Here is a 15,915-nt window from a genome sequence, read left to right on the forward strand (position 1 = left end):
CATTCATCGGGGTACGGCGGGCAGCGCCGTTTCTGCTGGTTAGAGTCGCCTCAGGATTCGGGTGCGTGTTCGCGGCGGGGTCGCAGTACGTGGATCGCGGCGCTGGGATCGTCGGCGAAGAAGCGGATCACGCGGGCCTCGGCGCGGCGGCCGAGGGGACGGACGGCGCTGATCGGTTCGGTCAGTTCGAGGATCAGGTTGGTCTGGGAGGCCACCGCCACGACCAGCCTGTCGCCCTCCACCTTGATCGTGCCGTTCTCGTTGAAGTTGCGGACGTGGCGTACCTGGACGATCCGCTCGCGTGGGACGCGCAGGTCGAAGAACGCGCCGTAACGGATGCGTACCTCGTCGGCGGAGACGACGTGAGGCCGGGTGACGCAGGCCGCGATGGCCGCGAGCACGATCAGGACCGTATAGGCGTCGGCCACGAGGACCACGGTGCGCAGGCCCACCGGAGCGCCGAACGCCCGCAGCAAGATCTCCGCGACTATCAACTCCACGACCATCGCGAACAGGAAGATCATCATCGTGGTTGTCTGCGCGCGGGAGTAGGAGAGGGCGGTGGCGCCATACGGCACGCCGTGGCGGCGCCGCGCGACCCACAGGGCGAGGCTGACCATGCCCTTCACGTCGAACCCCATGATCCGCCGCACCTGATCGGGGACCAGCCGCCCATAGGCCGCCCGCAACGCCGTCCGCCGGTCCGCGCCGCCTCGGCGCTCGGCCCCGAACAGTCGGCACAGGGTCGTCGCCTCCAAGACGAAGGCGGCGACGACAGCCGCCTCGGCCGCCGCGACCAGCGGGCGGGGCAGCGACACGCCGGACACGAGCAGGACCGCGAGCAGCAGCTCCATGGGCACCATGGCGAACAGCACGGCGCGCGCGATCCGCACCATCACCCTCGCTCCTTCAGCATGACCATGACCAGCCGGAACACCTCGGTCTGGGCGGCCGACAGCTCCGGATACATCGTCGTCAGCCAGTGGCCGCCGTCCGCGTTCTCGGTGGTCGGCGGGCGCAGGTGATCGGGAGCCGCGTCCAGGTTCGCGACCAACGCCGTCACCATCTCGTCGGGAAAGTGAGCGGCGAGATCGGCGGCGAGCGTGGCGACGCGGGGATCGCCGGGGTCGGCGTCGGTGAGCTCGTCCAGCCGCGCGTAGAGGGCGTGTCCCCGTGCGGCCGCCTCGGGCTCGGTGAGCGGGCGGAACAGATCGATGAACCCGGCCCGGTCGGCAGGGTCGGCCACGGTGTCCATCAGAGCCAGCAGCTCCCGGTCCATTTCCGCGAACTTCGAGCCCTCGACGGAGAGATCGCGCAGTACCTTCGCCATGTCCGGCGAGACCGTCGAGTCGGGATGCAAGTCCGTCTCCGCCAGCAGCGCGGCCAGCCGGTTCCGTCTGGCGCCGATCGTCTCCTGCTGCCGGGCCAGGTCGGCGTCCAGCTCCAGGAGCACTTCCCGCAGCTCCCGGCCTTGGTCGTCGGCCAGGACGTCGCGGATCTCGTCCAGGGACATGCCCAGCTCGGCCAGCCGGCGCACGCGGGTGAGAACCACCGCGTCCCGCAGCCGGTACTCGCGGTAGCCGTTGGCCAGTCGTTCGGGCTCCGGGAGAAGGTTCAGGTGGTGGTAGTGACGTACGGTCCGGGTGGAAACCCCGGCCAGCGTGGCAAGCTCGCCGATCCTCATGGCCCCATTGGACACGTTGACGCTACGACAAGGTCAAGTGGTCACGGTCCGTCGTGACTGGGGTCCTTTGAGGGGGTACCCCCTTCGGGGGTGCGGAAGTGGCCGGTCCGTTGTGGCTGGGGTTCTTCGAGAGCGGGGGTGCGAAAGAAGACGGTCCGTTGTGGCTGGGATGTCCCGGGCAGCGGACTAGCGGGATGTCTCGGGCACCGGACTAGCGGGAGGTCCTGGGCACCGGACTAACGGGGCCGGAGCAGCGGAACCAGGGCGAGGCCGGCCACCGCGGCGGCCGTGATGGCCACCGTCGGTGCGACCAGTTGGGCGGCCGAGCCCGCCACGGCGAAGCCGATGCCCTGCCAGAACATCAGCCCAGCCGTCTGGATGCTCAGCGCCCTGCCCACCACCTCCTCCGGGGCCGCGTCCATGAGGAGTTGGTCCAGCCCCAGGTGGTGCGCCAGACCCATGCCCGACACCACCAGCAGCCCGACCGCGAGCGGCAGTCCGGGACGCAGGCCGAAGGCGAGTTGCGGCAGGAACATCAACAGCGCCAGCGGCACGACCAGCCGCAGTCGGCGGGCGGGCGAGGGGATCCACAGGCACAGCACCTCGCCAAGGACCGTGCCGACCGGCAGGGCCGACATGAGCAGCCCCAGCCCCACCGTCCCGAACCCGGCCAGGTGGGCGTACGGCGCCGCCAGCGCCTCGGGTGTCACCCCGATGGCGGGCACGGCCCAGCCGAACACCAGGACGCGGCGCAGCCGTACCAGCCGGAAGACCCGCCCAAGCCCCGCCAGCGAGTCGCGTACGAGCGACAGCGACCGGGCCGAGGCGGCGGCGGGACGGGCCTTGACCCCCACGGCGAGCAGCGTCGCCGACACCAGGAAGGCGCCCGTGTTGAGCAGGAGGGCGGCGCGCGGAGTCAGCGCGATGAGCAGCAGCCCGCCGAGCGCGAACCCGCCCACCTGCGCGGCCTGCGCCACCAGCCGGAACAGGCTGCGGCCGGCGATGTAGACCTCGCCGTCGAGGACGCGCGGCAGCACCGCGGCCCGCGCGCCCGCGAAGACCGGCGCCACCAGCCCCATGCCGAACGCCATCGCCAGCACGACGCCCACGGGCGAGCCGGGCAGCGCCATGGCCGCGGCCAGCGCGGCCGTCGTCAGGTTGCAGCCCACCAGCAGGGGCCGGATCGCCACCCGGTCGGCCAGGGCCGACAGGAGTACCCCGCCGAACAGGTAGGGGACGAACGCCACGGTGAACACCAGCGCGGCCAGGAAGGGCGAGCCGGTCTGGCGGTAGACCAGCACGGTGAGGGCGAACTGGGTCACGATCGTGCCCAGCATGCAGACGACGTGCGACAGGAAGATAGCCCGGAACTCGGGCACGGCCAGCGCGTCCCGGTATCGGGCGCGGGTGGGCGCCGGCTGGTTCATCGAGTTCCCCCAGGTGAAGTGTCGGTCGCCGTGGCCTGCCCGGACCACGGCGACCGTCGGTCAGTAGGCGTAACGCATGTCTGGTCACCTCCCCAGCTCGACGGGCAGAGTCCGTACCCCGCGCAGGGTGCCGCTGTCCCACATCACCGGCTCGGCGCCCGGCCTGACGGCCGGGTAGCCGCGGGCGAGCTCCGTGAACAGCGCCCTGGTCTGCAGGGAGGCGACGCCGGCCCCCAGGCAGGCGTGCAGGCCGCGGCCGAAGCCGAGGTGGGGGTTGGGGGTACGGTCCAGTCGAAGGGCGTCGGGGTCGGAGAAGACGGCGGGGTCGCGGTTGGCGGCTCCGATGATCAAGGTCACACCCTCGCCCTTGCGGACCTTCCGGCCGCCGACTTCGGTGTCGGTCAGGCAGCCGCGGGCGAGTACCTGGACCTGGCTGGTGTAGCGAATCAACTCTTCAACTGCTAAATCGGGACTTTTGGAGAATTCGCGGAGGCTGCCGGGATTGTCGGTCAGGGCCAGGAGTGAGAGCGTCAGCAACCGGGCCGAGGATTCGAAGCCGGCGTGGAAGGTGGAGCGGAGCGAATTCAGCACCAGACGGCGGTCGGCACTGGCGCTTGGTAGCTTTTTGCTGATATATGCGAACATGCCGTCCGGACGATGCTCGACCATCCAGTGTTCCATTAGTGCGTCGAGTTCGGCCCGCGCGGCCAGGCCCGCCGGTATCACCTCGGGGCGCAGACCGCCGTCCATGGTGTCGATGACGGGCGGGGAAACGGAGGTGAGCCAGTCGAGATCCGGGGGATCCACGCCGAGCACCTCACAGATCGTCTCCACGGTCAGCGGGATGGCCAGCCGGTGGACGAAGTCGAACTCGGTGCCCGCCAGCGCCGCCAGGCGCCGCCGTACGCGCTGCTCGGTACGTCTGACCAGCGCCGCGTGGTCCTGGGCCCGGTAGGCGGCGGTGAGCAGCCGCCGCACAGGCGGGTGGTCGGGCGGATCGACGGTCTGCAACATGACCAGCTCGGCGGGCGTCCGCTCGCCGAGCCGCCGCCAGTCGGAGGTGAAGCGGTCGAGCCCTTTGAGTACGGCGGCGCAGTCGGCATACCGGGTGAGCACCCAGGTGTCGAGTTCGCCATACCAGAAGAACGGTTCCGTTTCCCGCCAGGCGGCATAGACGGGTGCTGGATTCCGGAGTATTTCCGGTTTTAGTAGGACACGGAGCGAATGCGGAAAGGGACTTTCCGTCGACACTAAGTCTCCATAAATCGCTAAAAAATGCTCCAAACAATTGATTTAGCCCGTGTGACAGTAGATGAGTAAGAAGTGAGAGTCAACAGCCCTATAGGCGTGCGGCCGTCTCGTGTGGCGGACCGGGGCCCGTTGACCCGCGCGCGCAGACTAGGCTTGTCACGCATGCCAGCCGACTGACGAGAGAGATCATGAAGACCTTCGAAGAGCTGTTCGCCGAGCTGTCAGAGAAGGCACGCACCCGACCCGCGGGTTCGGGCACCGTGGCCGCGCTCGACGCCGGCGTCCATGCCATCGGCAAGAAGGTCGTCGAGGAGGCCGCCGAGAGCTGGATGGCCGCCGAGCACGAGTCGAGTGACCGAGCCGCCGAGGAGATCTCCCAGCTGCTCTACCACGTGCAGGTGCTCATGCTCGCCAAGGGCATCGGGCTGGACGAGGTGTACAAGCATCTCTAGGGCGCCCGCGCCCGTCAGCCCGTACACCTAACAGCCCGCGAGACATCAAGGACACCACGGACATGTTGCGTCTGGCCGTACCCAACAAGGGCGCGCTCAGTGAGGCCGCCCAGACCATGCTCAAGGAGGCCGGCTACCGGTCCCGCAAGGACAGCAAGGAGCTCGTCGTCCTCGACGAGGACAACGGTTGCGAGCTGTTCTTCCTGCGCCCGCGCGACATCGCGGTCTACGTCGGCGAGGGCACGCTCGACGCCGGCATCACCGGCCGGGACATGCGCGTCGACTCCGGCGCCCCCGTCGAGGAGATCATGCCGCTGGGCTTCGGCGGCTCCACCTTCCGGCTGGCCGCCAGGGTGGGTGCCATGACGTCGGTCAAGGATCTCGACGGCCTGCGCATCGCCACCTCCTACGCCGGGGTGCTCGGCAAATACCTGTCGGAGTCCGGCGTCGACGCCCGCGTCATCAAGCTCGACGGCGCGGTCGAGACCGCCATCAGGCTGGGCGTGGCCGACGCGGTCGCCGACGTCGTGGAGACCGGCACCACGCTGCGCAACGTCGGCCTGGAGGTGTTCGGCGAGCCGATCATGCGCTCAGAGGCCGTGCTGATCAGGCAGCAGGGCAACGGCGCGGACACCGGCGTCGAGCAGCTCGTCCGCCGCCTGCAGGGCGTCGTGCACGCCCGCGATTTCGTGATGATGGACTACGACATCCGCGCCGAGCGGATCGAGGAGGCCATCGCGCTCACGCCCGGCATGGAGGGGCCCACGGTCTCGCCGCTGCACCGCGAGGGCTGGGTCGCCGTCCGGGTGATGGTCCAGCGGCGCGGGCACCAGCAGGTGATGGACCAGCTCTGGGAGATCGGGGCAAGGGCCATCCTGGCCACCGACATCTACGCCTGCCGCCTCTGAGATCTGTCCGCTAGGTGATGTCCCATCCGGGAATCACCTAGCGGTGGGTGACGAATCGCTTGCTTGTAGTTATGTCCCGTTCTGTGATGGCGCCGCCCGGCAGGCCTGGGCGGCGTTGCAGCGCGGCAACCGGCGCTGGGCGGCGGGCGCGTCCCGCCGCCCCCGCCAGGACCCCGACCGCAGGAGGCAGGTGGCGGCGGGGCAGTCTCCTTACGCCGTGGTGCTGTCGTGCATCGACTCGCGGGTGCCGCCCGAGGTCGTCTTCGACGCCGGGCTGGGCGATCTGCTCGTCGTCCGTACGGCCGCGCACACCGTCGACCGGCTCGTCACCGCGGCGGTCCAGTTCGGCCCGCAGGACTTACGCGCCAGCCTCGTCGTCGTCCTGGGACACCAGCGCTGCGGCGCCGTCACCGCGGCGGCCAAGGCGCTGCGCGAGCGGGAGACGCTGCCCGGAGAGCTGCCCAGCATCGTCGCCGCCCTCGAACCGGTCTACACCGGCTCCGGTGGCGAGGTGGACGACATGGTCCATGCGCACATCGTACGGACGGTGTCGGTGCTGAGAGCCGACACCCTGTTATCCGGCAAGGCCACTGTGGTCGGCGCCTACTACAGCCTCGACACGGGCCTGGTGCGGCGCGTCGCCTGACAAATGTCACCGCCAACCCCGGAGGGAACGCACTAACCCGGCAAGATCCCCCGCCCTAGCGTTGACGTCATGAACGCCATCGTGTTCGACCACGTCAGCAAGGACTACGGGGCCGTCCTTGCCGTCGATGATGTGTCCCTGGCGATAGAGCCCGGCAAGACCGTGGCCCTGCTCGGCCCCAACGGCGCCGGCAAGTCGACCTCCATCAACATGCTGCTCGGCCTGCTGCGGCCCTCCAAGGGGACGGTCAGCGTGTACGGCCGCACGCCCCGCCAGGCCGTCGCGGCCGGCCAGATGGGCGCCATGCTGCAGAGCGGCCAGCTCATCCCCGAGCTGACGGTCATGGAGCTCATCGACCTGGTCCGCAAGCTGTACCCCCAGCCGCTGGGCCTGGAGGAGATCCTCAAGCTGGCCGACCTCACCGACCTGGTGAAGCGGCGCGCGAACAAGCTGTCGGGCGGCCAGTCCCAGCGCGTCAGGTTCGCCCTGGCGGTCGCGGGGGCGCCCAAGGTGCTGCTGCTGGACGAGCCGACCGCGGCCATGGACGTGGAGTCCCGGCTGCGGTTCTGGGAGAGCATGCGCGCGTACGCGGCGGGCGGCCGGACCGTGCTGTTCGCCACGCACTACCTGGAGGAGGCCGACGAGCACTCCGACCGGGTGATCGTCATCGCCAGGGGCAAGGTGGTGGCTGACGACACCGCCGCGCGGATCAAGGCGGGCGTCGGCGGGCAGGTCGTCCGCTTCACCCTCGGCGAGCAGCCGGCGGCCGGGCTCGACCTGCTGCCCGGCGTCACGGCGGTCGAGATCACCGCGGGCACGGCCACGCTGCGTACCTCCGACGCCGACGCGACCCTCGCCGGGCTCTACCGGGGCACCACGCTCGACGTGCGCGGCCTCCAGCTCGCCGGCGCCGACCTAGAGGACGCCTTCCTCGCCCTCACCAGGGAGTCCTGATGCTCTACTACGCCAAGACCGAGGCGCTGCGGATGCTGCGCAACCGCCGGTACATCATCTTCGTGGTGCTGTTCCCCGTCGTGTTCTACCTGATCAACGCCAACATCTACGGCACCCAGACGGACGCGGCCGGCGTGCGGATGAGCACCTACCTGCTGGTGTCGATGGCCGCCTACGGGGCGCTCGCCTCGTCCATGATGAGCTCGGCCGTGCCCTGGGCGCAGGAGCGCCAGTCCGGCTGGCTGCGTCAGCTGCAGATCACCCCGCTGCCGAGCTGGGCGATCATCGTTACCAAGCTCGGCGCCGCGATGCTCCTCGTGCTGCCGTCCCTGCTGCTGGTCAGCCTGACGGCCGTGCTGCAGCAGGGCGTGTCGCTGCCCGCCGGCCAGTGGGTGGCGCTGCTGCTGTCGCTGTGGGTGGGCTCGATCCCGTTCATCGCGCTCGGGTTGTTCATCGGCTCCCTGCTGAGCGCCGACGCCGCCCAGCCCGCCGCGATGATCTGTATGTTCGCCCTGTCGCTGCTCGGCGGCCTCTGGTTTCCCATCGACGCCATCGGCGGCACGATGCGGACCATCGCCGGCTTCATGCCTTCCTACCACTACGCCAGCCTCGGCTGGAACGTGATCGCGGGCCACGGCGTGTCCATGTCCGACGCGCTGATCGTGGTGGCGTGGGGGATCGTGCTCGGCGGCGCCGCCGCCTATGCCTACCGGCGGGCTACTGTTCGGGCATGAGCTGGACCAACCGGTTCACCTTCGGCGGGACGGGTGAGACCTCCTCCCCCTACCGGCGGCTGTTCGGGATCTGCTTCGGAATGGTCTACCTGTTCTTCCCGGTGGCGGAGATCCTGAGCGGGGAGTTCACCGGGGCCAAGGCCGTCTGGGCGTGGCTGTCGCTGATCGCGTTCGTGCTCTCGTACCTGGCGACCGTCATGAGCCCGCGCAGCATGAAGGAGCGGTCGTGGTCGACGTACCCGCTGCTCGCCCTCACCACGGCGCAGGTGGTGGCCGGCGCGCTGGTCTTCGGCGGTGGCTGGCTGGCCCTGCCCATCTACTCCACGGTGCTCTTCGCCATGATCCTGCCGCCCCGGGGGGCGCTCTTCGGCATCGCCGCGATGCTGGCGGTCGTCGTCGGTGGTGGGCTGCTGCACCATTCCGACAGCGCCACCCTCCTCATCCTGGGGCTGGAGGTGGTCACGCTGGGCGCGCTGTTCATCGGCGTACGCAACACCAGGCTGCTGGCCGTGCAACTCCGCGACGCGCAGGGCGAGGTGGCCCGGCTCGCCGCGGCGGACGAGCGGCTGCGCATCGCGCGCGACCTGCACGACCTGCTCGGCCACAGCCTGTCGCTGATCGTGCTCAAGAGCGAGCTGGCCGGGCGGCTGGCCGAGGACTCCCCGAAGGTGCTCCAGGAGATCCAGGACATCGAGTCCGTCGCCAGGAAGGCGCTGACGGAGGTACGCGAGGCCGTCACCGGCTACCGGCAGCGCAGCCTGCCGGAGGAGCTGGACAACGCCAGGGCCGTGCTGCGGGCGGCGGGCGTGGAGCCGCTGGTGCGGGTCTCGGGCACGCCGCTGCCCGGCCTGCTCGACGGCCTGTTCGGCTGGGCGGTACGCGAGGGCACCACCAACGTCGTACGGCACGCGCGGGCGCGTCGCTGCCGGATCGAGGTGACGTACGACGGCGGACACGCCATCCTGGAGATCATGGACGACGGGCGGGGCGAGGAGCCGTTCCGGCTCGGCAGTGGTTTACAGGGGCTGACCGAGCGGGTGCGCGAAGCGGGCGGGAACGTCGAGGTGGGCCCGGGGGCCAAGGCGGGCTTCCGGCTGCGGGTGCTGGTCCCCGTGGGAGCGGCGGCGTGATCCGCGTGATCCTGGCCGAGGACCAGGCCATGGTACGCGGCGCCCTGGCGTCGCTGCTCGGCCTGGAGCCCGACATCGAGGTGGTCGGCGAGGCGGCCGACGGCGAGGCGGCCGTGGCCGTCGCGGTCCAGAAACACCCTGACATCGCGCTGCTCGACATCGAGATGCCCGTCATGGACGGCCTCAGCGCGAGCGCCAGGATCACCTCCCAGGTGCCCGGCTGCCGGGTGATGATCCTGACCACGTTCGGCCGTCCCGGGTACCTGCGGACCGCCATGGAGGCGGGGGCGGTGGCCTTCCTGGTCAAGGACAGCCCGGCCCGGGAGCTGGCGGCGGCGATCAGGCGCGTGCACGCGGGGGAGCGGGTCATCGACCCGGGCCTGGCGGCGGCGGCGCTCAGCGCGGGGCCCAATCCGCTGTCGGCGCGCGAGCGGGACGTGCTGGCCGCCGCGGTGGACGGCTCGACCATCGGCGACATCGCCCGGCACCTGCACCTTTCTGAGGGCACCGTACGCAATTACCTGTCCTCGGCCATCCAGAAGACGCACGCCCGCAACCGCATCGAGGCGGTCCAGCGCGCGAAGTCACAGGGCTGGCTGTAGGCCCGATCTCGGGATCATCCTGCCCAGGCCACGTGCCGGATGAGGTCCGACACCCGCACGATGCCCAGGCAGCGGTTCAGCTCGTCGGTCACCACCAGGTCGTCGTAGACGCGGCCGGCGTCCTGGCCCGCCGCCCGCATGGCCGCCACCGCGGGCGTGGTCTTCGGCACCGTACGCGGCGGGTCGGCCAGGCGCTGGGCGGGCTTCGCGCCGTGCAGCGCGTGCCCGTAGCGGGCCGCGAACGACAGCAGGAACCGGCTGCGGTCGAGACTGCCTTTGGGCCGTTGGTACTCATCCACCAGGATCACACTGGTGATCGACGGCTCGTGCCCGAACGCCGCCACCACCTCCTCCGCCTTGGCCCCGGCGGGCAGCGTCACGGCGGGCAGCAGGAACTCCTGCACGCGCGGCCCGAGCTGTACCGTGGCGGACGGGTCCTCGGTGGGCGGGAGCGGCACCCGTACCTTGCCGTCGGGTCCCGGCCTCAGCAGCGGCCCGCAGGCCAGCCGCACCTCCCAGCCCCGCACCGCGGACAGCTGCGCCTCGCGCTCGACCCCCGAGACCAGCGCGTGCGCGCCGAGGCCGCGCGCCAGTGCCACGACCGACCGCGCCACCGCCGCCGGCCGGCGGTCGCCCGGCAGCCCTCCGATCGGCTCCGGGGTCAGGGCCAGCAGGTACGGGGAGGCGTCGGCGATGATGTCGAGCGGCACGCTCTCCGCGCCCACGTCGGCGAAGCCCAGCAGGTAACCGAGGTTGCGCAGCCCGTCGAGCGTCACCTTCAGCACCGGCCGGTCGGCGGGCCCGCACGGGCCGGTGAGCAGCACGATGGCCTCGCGCGGATGCCTGCCCGAGCGCCGCAGCGCTTCGTGCAGCGGAGCCAGCGCCCCCGCGCCTCCCAGCACGATCCGCATGGGCAGCTCCAGCACGACGGGCAGCGGGTCGGGCCGGAGGTAGCCCGCCGCGTCGATGACCGCCGGGCGCGCGATGACGGCTCCCGTGTCGAGGTCCACCACGGGGCTGGTGAGCAGGGAAGACACGTAGTGATGATGGGCTTGTGTCACGTTCGGCAGAAGTGACTTGAAACGAAATTCACCGATATTTCGTTCGGAGTTCCCGGCCCAGGGGAGGGGCGGGCGCGGACTTCGGTCGGCCGGCCTTCGGGCAGGCGGACCCTGGTCGGCCTTTCGGCGCGGACTTCGGTCGGCCTTTCGGCACGCGGGCTCCGTTCTCCGGTCGGCTAGCCTTCACCCATGAGTGCGCGACCGGCGAAGGGCGGCGGGCGGTGGGTGTCCGTGGTGCCCGAGCGCGTGCACCCGTGGATCGACGGCTTCGCCGACCGGCACGGCCCGTTCGAGGCCACCGGTGACGAGCTGGTCGTGCGCCTGGTGGCCGCAGACGGGGCGCTGGCGGAGCTGCACGTGCCCTTCCCGCCCCTGCCACTCGGGCCACCGTACGTGACCAGGCTCGTCACCCACGCGCGGGCCGAGCGGCGCGTGGGGGTGATCCTGGTACGGATGGGCGGTTACGCGACCGGCATGTTCCACGGGTCCCGGTTGGTGGTCTCCAAGGTCGGGTCCCGCCTGGTCCAGGGGCGTACCGCGGCGGGCGGGTGGTCCCAGCAGCGCTTCGCCAGACGCCGGCAGAACCAGGCGGATCAGGCCTTCGAGGCGGCGGCCGAGACCGTGGTGCGCGTCCTGTCGCCGTGCCTGGGCGAGCTGGACGCGGTCGTGCTCGGCGGTGATCGCCGGGCCGTGGACGCGCTGCGCGCCGACCGGCGCCTGGCCGGCCTGCTGGCGCTGGAGACGGAGCCGTTCCTCGTCGTCCCCGACCCGAGGCTGGCCGTACTCAAGGACACGCCCGCACTGTTTCGCGCGGTACGCATCCGCGTGGTGGACCCACCCACCACGGGCGGGGAATCGTAAGCGACATCGTCCGCCGGGGGGAGTGGGTGACCCCTGAGTGTATGCTCGCCCGAAGATCGGTGCCTTGAGTCGATTCAAAAGGATCATGAGTAAGGCTATGATAAGCCGCGTTCAGCAATGGAGCGGCCTCGTGAGGATCAATGTCGACCACGAACATCAAGGAGGTCGCGCAGCGGGCACGCGTCTCCGTGGGCACTGTGAGCAACGTGCTCAACCGCCCCGAGATCGTCTCACCCGCCACGCGTAAGCGCGTCTTCGACGCGATCCGCGAGCTGGGCTTCGTCCGCAACGAGGTGGCCCGCCACCTGCGGGTCGGCCGCAGCCGCACGGTCGGCCTGATCGTGCTCGACGTGGCCAACCCGTTCTTCGCCGACGTCGCGCAGGGCGCCGACGCCCTGGCGGACGAGCACGACACGATGGTGGTGCTGTGCAACAGCGCCGCCGACCCGGCCCGCGAGCTGCGGCATCTCGACCAGCTCGAACAGCAGCGGGTCATGGGCATACTGATCACGCCGGTCGACGCGAGCAGCCCGAGGCTGGCGGAGCTCGCCGCCAGGGGCACGCCCGTGGTGCTCGTCGACAGCGCGGCCACCGGGCTCCAGTGCTCGGTGGCGGTCGACGACCGGCTCGGCGGCCATATCGCCGGGGTCCACCTGATCGAGCGGGGACACCGCAAGATCCTGTTCGTCGGCGGGCCACGGTCGATCAAGCAGGTGGGGGACCGGCATTTAGGGATCATGAGCGCCGTCTCCGAGGCGCGGGACACCGAGCCGGGCGGGGGAGTCGAGCCAGGTGGCGGGCCGGGTGGCGGGGTCGAGCTGGTCGCCTGGTTCATGCCCGCGCTGAGCGTGGCCCACGGGCGGACCGCGGGCGAGCGCGTGGCGGCGCTGCCCGTCGAGGAGCGGCCGACGGCCGCCTTCTGCGCCAACGACCTGCTCGCCCTGGGGTTCCTGCAGGCCATGGCCGCGCACGGGCTGCGGGTGCCGCACGACATGGCGATCGTCGGCTACGACGACATCGACTTCGCCGCGGCGGCGACCGTGCCCCTGTCGTCGGTCGGCCAGCCGCGCGAGCTGCTCGGGCGTACGGCCATCGACCTGCTGCTGGAGGAGGTGGCGGAGCCGGAGCTGCACCGGCACCGGCAGGTCATCTTCCAGCCGGACCTGGTGGTGCGGCAGTCCAGCGACCTGCACAGGAGCCCACCTTGACGGAGATCTACCGCAACCCGCTCGCCGGCCCCGACGACCTGGCGGGATTCCGGCTGGAGGGGGACGGGGCGACGACGTTCCCGATGGGGCGGATGCGGCTGGAGAGCCTCAGACCGCCCGCCGACGGGCAGGCGGCCAACGTGGTGCTGTGGTGCCCCGAGGACCTGCCCGCCGACGTACGGATCGAATGGGACTTCTGGCCGGTCAGGGAGCCGGGGCTGTGCATCATGTTCTTCCATGCCCGCGGCCGGGGTGGTGAGGATCTGTTCGACCCGGGCCTCGCGCCGCGCGACGGGCCGTACGAGCAGTATCACCACGGCGACATCGACGCCTACCACGTGTCCTATTTCCGGCGGATGTGGCCGACAGAGCGCGCTCTGCACACCTGCAACCTGCGTAAGAGTCACGGGTTTCACCTGGTCACGCAGGGCGCCGACCCGCTGCCCGCGGCGCTGGACGCCGTCGGGCCGTACGCCGTGCGCCTGGACGTCCTGGGCGGAGAGATCACCTTCTCGATCAACGATGTGGTCTCGTTCCGCTGGACGGACGACGGGAGCACCGGCGGCCCCGCGCTGCGCGGCGGCAAGATCGGATTCCGGCAGATGGCCCCGATGATCGGGGAGTATGCGAATCTGCGGGTTTCACATCATTGACATTGAGTCGATTCAACACTAATTTCGCACCAACCGCCGTTCACTCGTACGAAACGGACTAGGAACGGCGGCGCAACACTCCACCCCCGTGTCCGCGCACACGCCACGAGAAGGTGGTGCCGGATGAACCATCCCGCCACGTCGATCAGGATTCAGGCTGCCTGCTCAGAGCTCATCTGGGCGGCCCGGCTGAACCTCCTCTGGATCGTGTTCACCCTCCTGGGTGGCGTGATCCTCGGGCTCGGGCCCGCCACCGTCGCCGCCTACACGCTGGCCCGGCGGCACAGCCAGGGTGAATCGTTTCAGGCTTGGTCGCAATTCTGGACCGTCTACCGGCGGGAGTTCGTCCGCGCCTCGCTGCTGATCCTGCCGGTGGCGGTGCTCGGCACGGTCCTCGTGGGCAACTACCTGTACTTCTCCGCTCTCGGGCCCGGCTCGGAAGCGTTGCGGATCGCGACCTTGGTGGCGATGGTGGCGCTGGCCGGGGTGGGGACCTATCTCGGGCCGCTCTACGCGCACTATGAGCTACCGCTGTGGGCCTACCTGCCCAAGGCGTCACTGTTAGCGCTCACTCGGCCGGCCTCGTCAGTGGTGCTGCTGTTCGCGCTCTCAACCATCGTCTTCGTGACCTCGGCGGCGCCCGTTCTCACAGCGGTGATCAGCATCGGTGCGTGGATCTATCTCAACACGTGGCTCTGCCTGCGTTTCTTCGAGGAGAACGAGGCGCGCCTGCATTCGAAAGGGAACTCATGAGCGCATCTCGTCGCCGGCTGGTCGCCGGTGCACTAACGCTGACGGCGGCGCTACTCGCGTCCGCGTGCTCCAGCGGCGGTGGGGGCAGTGAGGCCGACAGCGGCACGGTGACCATGATGGTCCCGCTGTTCGGCACGGCCCCCGACCCCAAGGGCGAGATGCAGCAGGCGGTCGAGAAGCTCGTCGGCAAGAAGCTCCAGATCACCTGGGTGCCCAACGCTGACTACAACGACAAGACCAACGTCACGCTGGCCTCGGACAAGATGCCGCAGATCATGGTCATCCAGGGCGACAAGACCTCGTCGTTCGTCCGCGCCGCCCAGGCCGGGGCGTTCTGGGACCTGACTGACAAGCTGGACAAGTTCCCGAACCTGAAGAACCGGGACGCGCAGACGGTCCGGAACTCCTCCACCAACGGCAAGATCTACGGCCTCTACCGGATCCGTCCCCTGCTCCGCTCGGCCGTCCTGATCAACAAGCAGTGGATGGAGAAGCTCGGGCTGAAGACGCCGGAGAGCGTCGACGACCTCTACGACGTCGCCAAGGCGTTCACGGAGAAGGACCCCGACGGCAACGGCAAGAAGGACACCTACGGCCTGATCATCCCGAAGTGGCCGTCCCCGCAGTACGCCAGCTCCAGCCCGTACGACGTGATCGAGACCTGGTTCGGCGCCCCGAACGGCTGGGGTGAGCGGGACGGCAAGCTCGTCCCCGGCTTCGACACCCCCGAGTTCGTCGAGGCGAACAAGTTCGTCAAGAAGATGGTCGACGAGGGCCTGGTCAACCCGGACTACGCCACCCTCGACTCGGCCAAGTGGAACGACCCGTTCATCCAGGGCAAGGGCGGCATCATCGTCGATGTCAACGTCCGCGGCACCAACCTCCTCGACCTGCTCAAGGAGCAGGACCCCAACAACTTCGACAAGGTCCTCACGGTCGGCAACCTGAAGCGCTCGGACGGCAAGAAGTTCTCCTCCCCGTTCACCGGCTACAACGGCGTCATCGCCATCCCGCGGCAGAGCGTGCAGACCGAGCAGCAGCTCGACGAGGTGCTGACGGTCCTGAACAAGCTGGCCTCCAAGGAAGGCGGGATCCTGCTGAGCAACGGGCTCGAGGGCCGCAACTTCAAGGTCCAGGACGGTAGCGCCGCCCGCATCAACCAGGACGACCCCAAGATCAAGCAGATCCAGCAGGACGTGGACAAGGCGTTCATCCAGCTCGGCACCACCGCCAGTGTCGGCCTCGGCGCCTACCCGGACCTCTACCCGGACAAGCCGCACCAGGACCAGGTCACGCTGCGCACCAAGCTGGCCGAAGAGGACCTGAAGACGGCCGTGCACAACCCGGCGCTCGCGGTCATGGCGCCCACCACCATCGCCAAGGGCCAGACCCTCGACCCGATCATCACCGACGCCCGGATCAAGTTCATCTCCGGCGCGATCGACGAGGCGGGGCTGAAGGCCGAGATCAAGCGCTGGTACGACAACGGCGGCACCCAGATCGCCGCTGAGACCAACGACCTGGTCTCCAAGCTCGGCAACTGATCTCGCCCAAGGGGCCCGGGACACTCCCGGGCCCCTTCTGTGAAAGG

Annotated in this window: 17 protein-coding genes; 12 read left to right on the plus strand and 5 right to left on the minus strand. The window is 69.9% G+C overall.

What is annotated here, in order from left to right; all coding sequences use genetic code 11:
- Positions 1 to 50: 50 nt before the first annotated feature.
- The 4 genes from AB0H88_RS27820 to AB0H88_RS27835 all read right to left on the minus strand — a co-directional run bounded on the left by AB0H88_RS27820 (position 51) and on the right by AB0H88_RS27835 (position 4,227).
- Entirely contained in the window at positions 51 to 896 is an 846-nt protein-coding gene (locus AB0H88_RS27820; RefSeq protein WP_357649984.1) for a hypothetical protein, read from the minus strand.
- Complete coding sequence (locus AB0H88_RS27825) at positions 896 to 1,684, minus strand: MerR family transcriptional regulator (protein WP_357649355.1); 789 nt, start codon at positions 1,682 to 1,684, stop codon at positions 896 to 898. Before AB0H88_RS27825 ends, AB0H88_RS27820 begins: the two co-directional genes overlap by 1 nt.
- A gap of 236 nt (positions 1,685 to 1,920) precedes the next feature.
- The gene (locus AB0H88_RS27830) at positions 1,921 to 3,111 is read right to left on the minus strand and encodes an MFS transporter (RefSeq protein WP_357649357.1); all 1,191 of its coding nucleotides are present in this window, start codon (positions 3,109 to 3,111) and stop codon (positions 1,921 to 1,923) included.
- A gap of 84 nt (positions 3,112 to 3,195) precedes the next feature.
- Complete coding sequence (locus AB0H88_RS27835; protein WP_357649359.1) at positions 3,196 to 4,227, minus strand: cytochrome P450; 1,032 nt, start codon at positions 4,225 to 4,227, stop codon at positions 3,196 to 3,198.
- Positions 4,228 to 4,550: 323 nt separating this feature from the next.
- On the opposite strand from AB0H88_RS27835, the gene AB0H88_RS27840 reads away from it, so the two are divergent.
- The 7 genes from AB0H88_RS27840 (at position 4,551) to AB0H88_RS27870 (ending at position 9,788) form a co-directional block, all read left to right on the plus strand.
- Positions 4,551 to 4,814: a phosphoribosyl-ATP diphosphatase gene (locus tag AB0H88_RS27840; protein ID WP_214636287.1), complete on the plus strand. Its 264-nt coding sequence runs from the start codon at positions 4,551 to 4,553 to the stop codon at positions 4,812 to 4,814.
- Between the two features lie 62 nt (positions 4,815 to 4,876).
- Positions 4,877 to 5,722, plus strand: coding sequence for an ATP phosphoribosyltransferase (gene hisG / locus AB0H88_RS27845; RefSeq protein WP_357649361.1), 846 nt, complete (start codon positions 4,877 to 4,879; stop codon positions 5,720 to 5,722).
- Positions 5,723 to 5,765: 43 nt separating this feature from the next.
- Positions 5,766 to 6,368: a carbonic anhydrase gene (locus tag AB0H88_RS27850; RefSeq protein ID WP_357649363.1), complete on the plus strand. Its 603-nt coding sequence runs from the start codon at positions 5,766 to 5,768 to the stop codon at positions 6,366 to 6,368.
- 69 nt (positions 6,369 to 6,437) lie between these two features.
- Complete coding sequence (locus AB0H88_RS27855) at positions 6,438 to 7,322, plus strand: ABC transporter ATP-binding protein (RefSeq protein WP_357649365.1); 885 nt, start codon at positions 6,438 to 6,440, stop codon at positions 7,320 to 7,322.
- The gene (locus tag AB0H88_RS27860) at positions 7,322 to 8,056 is read left to right on the plus strand and encodes an ABC transporter permease (RefSeq protein ID WP_357649367.1); all 735 of its coding nucleotides are present in this window, start codon (positions 7,322 to 7,324) and stop codon (positions 8,054 to 8,056) included. Before AB0H88_RS27855 ends, AB0H88_RS27860 begins: the two co-directional genes overlap by 1 nt.
- Positions 8,053 to 9,186, plus strand: a complete 1,134-nt coding sequence (locus AB0H88_RS27865; RefSeq protein ID WP_357649369.1) for a sensor histidine kinase — start codon at positions 8,053 to 8,055, stop codon at positions 9,184 to 9,186. Before AB0H88_RS27860 ends, AB0H88_RS27865 begins: the two co-directional genes overlap by 4 nt.
- Positions 9,183 to 9,788, plus strand: coding sequence for a response regulator transcription factor (locus tag AB0H88_RS27870; RefSeq protein ID WP_357649371.1), 606 nt, complete (start codon positions 9,183 to 9,185; stop codon positions 9,786 to 9,788). Before AB0H88_RS27865 ends, AB0H88_RS27870 begins: the two co-directional genes overlap by 4 nt.
- 14 nt (positions 9,789 to 9,802) lie before the next feature.
- On the opposite strand, the gene AB0H88_RS27875 is transcribed toward AB0H88_RS27870, so the two are convergent.
- On the minus strand, positions 9,803 to 10,825 hold the full coding sequence (locus AB0H88_RS27875) for an EAL domain-containing protein (protein ID WP_357649373.1): 1,023 nt from the start codon (positions 10,823 to 10,825) through the stop codon (positions 9,803 to 9,805).
- A gap of 213 nt (positions 10,826 to 11,038) precedes the next feature.
- Here AB0H88_RS27875 and AB0H88_RS27880 point away from each other — a divergent pair, with 213 nt between their 5' ends.
- The 5 genes from AB0H88_RS27880 (at position 11,039) to AB0H88_RS27900 (ending at position 15,868) form a co-directional block, all read left to right on the plus strand.
- Complete coding sequence (locus AB0H88_RS27880) at positions 11,039 to 11,710, plus strand: acVLRF1 family peptidyl-tRNA hydrolase (RefSeq protein WP_357649376.1); 672 nt, start codon at positions 11,039 to 11,041, stop codon at positions 11,708 to 11,710.
- 140 nt (positions 11,711 to 11,850) lie between these two features.
- A complete protein-coding gene (locus AB0H88_RS27885; RefSeq protein WP_357649379.1) occupies positions 11,851 to 12,918 on the plus strand; it encodes a LacI family DNA-binding transcriptional regulator in 1,068 nt (355 codons plus the stop codon).
- Positions 12,915 to 13,571, plus strand: coding sequence for a DUF1961 family protein (locus AB0H88_RS27890; protein WP_357649381.1), 657 nt, complete (start codon positions 12,915 to 12,917; stop codon positions 13,569 to 13,571). Before AB0H88_RS27885 ends, AB0H88_RS27890 begins: the two co-directional genes overlap by 4 nt.
- A gap of 123 nt (positions 13,572 to 13,694) precedes the next feature.
- Entirely contained in the window at positions 13,695 to 14,324 is a 630-nt protein-coding gene (locus tag AB0H88_RS27895) for a DUF624 domain-containing protein (RefSeq protein ID WP_357649383.1), read from the plus strand.
- On the plus strand, positions 14,321 to 15,868 hold the full coding sequence (locus AB0H88_RS27900) for an extracellular solute-binding protein (RefSeq protein WP_357649385.1): 1,548 nt from the start codon (positions 14,321 to 14,323) through the stop codon (positions 15,866 to 15,868). Before AB0H88_RS27895 ends, AB0H88_RS27900 begins: the two co-directional genes overlap by 4 nt.
- The last annotated feature ends 47 nt before the right edge of the window (positions 15,869 to 15,915 follow it).

Origin of the sequence: Nonomuraea sp. NPDC050680, assembly GCF_040654555.1 — a bacterium.
Classification (GTDB): Bacteria; Actinomycetota; Actinomycetes; order Streptosporangiales; family Streptosporangiaceae; genus Nonomuraea.